The sequence below is a fragment of the Methylomagnum sp. genome (assembly GCF_054333355.1).
This window is the reverse complement of the sequence record NZ_JBTEKS010000362.1, coordinates 1-4429: the sequence shown is the minus strand read 5'-3', so window position 1 is coordinate 4429 and position 4429 is coordinate 1. Positions and strand designations below refer to the sequence as shown.

General features: G+C 60.7%; 5 protein-coding genes. 2 read left to right on the top strand and 3 right to left on the bottom strand.

Annotation, left to right across the window (positions count from 1 at the left end):
* A partial coding sequence (locus tag ACXWUF_RS19260; protein ID WP_458496196.1) for a hypothetical protein occupies positions 1-836 on the top strand: 836 nt, incomplete at its 5' end.
* 97 nt (positions 837-933) lie between these two features.
* Here the strand turns inward: ACXWUF_RS19260 and ACXWUF_RS19255 are convergent.
* Entirely contained in the window at positions 934-1164 is a 231-nt protein-coding gene (locus ACXWUF_RS19255; protein ID WP_458496195.1) for a hypothetical protein, read from the bottom strand.
* Positions 1165-1222: 58 nt separating this feature from the next.
* Positions 1223-2299 carry a PspC domain-containing protein gene (locus tag ACXWUF_RS19250; RefSeq protein WP_458496194.1) on the bottom strand — a complete coding sequence of 359 codons (1077 nt, stop codon included), beginning with the start codon at positions 2297-2299 and terminating at the stop codon, positions 1223-1225.
* Between the two features lie 200 nt (positions 2300-2499).
* Here ACXWUF_RS19250 and ACXWUF_RS19245 point away from each other — a divergent pair, with 200 nt between their 5' ends.
* Positions 2500-3804 carry a SpoIIE family protein phosphatase gene (locus ACXWUF_RS19245; protein ID WP_458496193.1) on the top strand — a complete coding sequence of 435 codons (1305 nt, stop codon included), beginning with the start codon at positions 2500-2502 and terminating at the stop codon, positions 3802-3804.
* Between the two features lie 31 nt (positions 3805-3835).
* Here ACXWUF_RS19245 and ACXWUF_RS19240 read toward each other — a convergent pair whose 3' ends face one another.
* Complete coding sequence (locus ACXWUF_RS19240; RefSeq protein ID WP_458496192.1) at positions 3836-4372, bottom strand: flavin reductase family protein; 537 nt, start codon at positions 4370-4372, stop codon at positions 3836-3838.
* Positions 4373-4429 lie beyond the last annotated feature (57 nt).

The following is a 4429-nucleotide window of genomic DNA, read 5'->3' as shown; positions in this document are numbered from 1 at the left end:
GCGAACAGGGCCAAAACCTTCAGCGCCTCTTCGGGAAGACTCAACATCGCCTGGCATCTCCAATCCATTGTCTCGGACAACCATTGTCCTACGCCAGCCGCCTCCCGCTTTCAGCAAACGTGAAAATGGCCAAAGTCGAGTTAGCGAGATGGTTTGCTATCGCTTTGGGTCATCAAATAGCCGAGGGATTAGAAATAATTCTGCGTCACCCGGTTGAGTTTATTAATCAATCCTGGACGTATGACCATTATGGCATCGTCAGAATAGCGCCTTTACTAGCGGAAGAGGCGCGGGTTCACCGGAAGAACAGCCTGTTTTCGTTCCGGTTCGGACGATTGAAAGCGGGCGATACATTGCAGGTCGATGTGCCTCCCGGTACGTCCATTAATGGTATTTGTGCGAACTTCGGGGGATCTGCCGGAATTATGAAGCTGACTGGACAATCTGAGATGTTAATTGACACCCGGAATGGCTATCAGCGGCAAGATCGCCCGTTATTCAGCCTATTTATTGTGCTTACCCTGGCTTTACAGAAACCCATCTTAGAAATGGATGGGCGGCTTAATATCGAAATCGTGCCGCTGCGGGACATTCCCAAGCATGAATTAGGCACTATTTTTCACATATCGCCTTGTCATACGCCGCCGCCTGATCTTGGCACTATCGAACTTGGTAGCCTAATTCTGAAAGGGAGAAAAGCGAAAACCATTGAGAGAATGCCTGCTCCCCGGCTTTATATCGATTTGGCAAACATTACCAAGTCCATCGCCTTGGAAGCGGCGGTGGACATATTCCTTAGTCATGGCGTTAGCTTTCCCAAACCAGAGCCGACCTAGCCCGGACGGAATAGGCGGAATCCGGGGCATAGCGACTCCGATCATCCCGGATTCCGCAGCGCTCCATCCGGGCTACATGGCTAACCCGCCGACGGCCTCACTGATTGGCCTCGCCCCGCCCGTTTTCCATGGCGGCATCCATCTCTTCCAAGCGCCGCCGCTCAAGCGCCGTGGCCTCTTCGAATTGCTGCTTAACCTCCTCCTTGAGTTTCTGCGCCTGCTCAATCTCGCGGGCCTTGGCGTTCGCGTTCACGGCGGCGGTGCCGACAGCATCGACCCCGCAGCCAGCCAGGAAAAGAACCATCGGAATAATTAGATAGCGGGTCATGGGTATACCTTACAAAGAAATGGGTCGCTTTATGCGATGTGGGTGATGCAATAACAGCTTATCTCTCCAACCTAAACGGCTGCTCGGCGAATTTCTCCTTCAAGAACCGGCCATGCACCAACAATCCCCCGGCGTCCTTTTCAAACAGGCTTTTCGCCAAGTCATGCAGGGCGGTATCCAGTAGATTCAATTGCTCGTTCAGGGATTCCTCGGCGGTTTTGCCACTGTTCAAGCGCTGGGTTTGAGCCATGGACGGCGGGAGTTGCAAATACTGGTTTAAGGTGTCCGGGAGATACTCGAAGGCAATCTTTCTGACTTCAAAGGGCCGCAGGTCGAACATTTCCCCGCCCTCCCCTATCCGCTCCAACAGAAACCCCAGTTTCTCCTCAATATTCCGCAACGAGCCGATGGTTTGCGGCCCGGTCCGCTCCATCAGCCGGGCCTGCAAGGGTTGAAGCTGTTCCCGCCACGCCGCCAGTTCGGGCGGTTCATCCGCCGCCCGCGCCCGGAAACTGGCCTGGAATTCCTGGTCGATCAGATTGTTCGCCGCTTGCTGCAATTTCGACCGGAGGTCCACCAGTTGAGCCAGCAGGGCATTGCCGGGCGTCGGCGTGCCGGGTTGCATCGCGAAACTGGTGGCGGGCATGGCGATCATTTTGCCCAGCAGCTTCGGGAAACTCAGCAGGGCGGCTTCCCGCAAACCTTCATCAACGGGCGAGCCGCCCTTTTGCTCAAAGTGCGGCGCCAGAATTTTGATGGACTCGAAGGCTTCCTGGGCCAGATCGGCGGCGACCGGCGCGTGCTTCCGGTGCATCCGACGCACCTTGCCGTCGATGCGGCGCAGTTCCCGCGCCAAATGCCAGGACACGGCCGGGATGGGCAGATCGGCGCTGGCCGGCAACAGGAACCACAGGGCCACATAAATCCAGAACGCGAGGCTCCCGGTCAGCGGTATCAACAGCACGAACAGGAAGCGGATCAGGGTGACGTTGAGTCCCGAGTAGTCGGCCAGCCCGGCGCACACGCCACCCAGCCGACGGCGGCGCAGATTGCGTTGCAAAGGACGGCGGGAGGCTTGGGCTTGGGCGCGGGCCGGGGTGGACGGGTCGTTCTTCATGAGGGTGGGGTAATTCATAAGTGAAACTCGATCCATTGTAACGTGTGGGCGTTTTATTCGAGCCACCGGGGTTTTCAAAAGTTCGGGACCGCTAAAATAGTCAGGGCTTGGGCCACTTCCCGCTCATGCTTCGATGCCTCGGCACGAACGGGAAGCGGCGTAAACCCCTGTGAGAGCATTCCCGCCGCCCCGGCATTCCACGACAACCCACCATTTAAATGCGCACACCAGATTCTGAACCTTCGACGCCGCCCGACCCCACCAGCCGGGCGACGATTCCTGACGTGGATGCGGTGGTTTGGACAGAGCTGGTCGACCATCAAGTCGCCGTCCAAGCCAATCAATCCCTGGATGAAGTGCGGCACAGGTTCCTCGACAACAATCTGGAATTCATGGCCGTGTTGGATGGGGACATCGCCGTCGGCCTGTGTTCCTGCCACGATGTCGGGATGCAGCTCGGCTCCCAATACGGCTTTTCCCTGTACGCCAAGTCGCCGATCCGCGAGTGCCTGGTGCCGAACCCGCTGACCATCCGACCGGACCAGCACTGGACGGATGTGCTGCACCGGGTTTTTTTCCGCACCGGCGAGCGCTTCAACGAGGACGTGCTGCTGGTGGACGAGGCCGGCGGCTTTTTGGGGCTGATTTCGGTGCAAGCCTTGGTGCGGCTGCAAACCCGGCTGTTCCGGCGGACCATCGACCGGCTGGAGGAGCAACAGGCGGAAATCTCCCAGCGCCACCGGCAGATGACCGACGATTTGCTCATGGCCCGCGAGATGCAATTGGCGATGCTGCCACGGGGCTTGCCGCCGGTGGTCTCGGGCGCGACGCCGGGCCGGGGCGCGGCGACCTTGGTGAGCCACTACGCCCCGCTCGGCTTGGTGAGCGGCGATTTCTTCGAGGTCTTGGCGGTGTCGGATTCGGCGGTGGGCCTGATGATCGCCGATGTGATGGGCCACGGCGTGCAAGCGGCCCTGGTCACGGCCATGCTGCGTGCCCTGATGCGCGACCAGCGCGGCCTCGCGGCGGACCCCGGCGCGTTTCTCACCGCCATCAACCAAAGCCTATGCGACATCCTCGACGAATGCCGACTGGCCGTGTTCGCCTCGGCCTTCGCCCTGGTGGCCGATCTCAACACCGGCACCCTCGGCTACGCCAACGCGGGCCATCCCTGCCCCATTCTGCTGCGGCGGCGAACCGGCGCGGCGCTGAACATTGATGGCGCGGCGCACAGCAACGGCGGCGTGCTGGGCGTGAACCGCCGGGCCGTGTTCCATACCGGGCGGTGCGATTTGGTGGCGGGCGATTTGGTGCTGCTGTTCACCGACGGGATGTTCGAGATCGAGCGGGGCGGTGGGGAGATTCTGGAGCCGGAGGGCTTGCTGGCCTTGGCGGCGAAGCTCATGGACCTGCCGGGGGAGGCGCTGGTCCGGGAGTTGGTGGAAGCGGTCAGGCGGGTGTCGCCCACGGGGGAATTCGGGGACGATGTGTGTTTGGTGGGCTTGGAGATTGCGGCGGGGTAGACCGGGATTTTTCAGTTGTGGGAGTGGTTCTTCAGACCACGACTTGCCGCCGGTCGTGGTCTAGACCACTTCCACAAAACTCGTCGGGATACAACCCCGCCGCGCCGTCCACACCGCTCATGTCCCGGTACAGCAGCGGCTCCGCCTCCGGCTGCGGTAGCTTGCCATCCACCACCCGGCCCACCACCAGCGCATGGTCTCCCGCCGGGGCCTCGCTCACCACTTGGCACTCGAAGTGGGCGAGCGCATCCTCCAACAAGGGCACCCCATTCTTACCGGGACGCCAAGCCACCGCCGCCAGCTTATCGGCTTGTCGCGGTGCGCCGAACCACGCCGCCAAGTCGGCTTGATCCCGCCGCAGCACATTCACCGAGAAACAGCCGCCCTCCCGCAACAAAGCGCAAGACGTATGATTGGGGTTGATGCTCAGCGCCAGCATGGGCGGATCGAAGGACGCCGGCATGACCCAGGCGGCGGTGAAAGCCTTGCGCCGTTCGCCTGCCGCGACACCCACCACATGGACGCCCACGCTGAGGCGCTCGAATAAGTCGGCGATGTCTTGGCTCATAGGAAAATTCCTGTTCGTAACGTGGGAGCGGGCTTCAGCCCGCGACAGCCGCTTTGC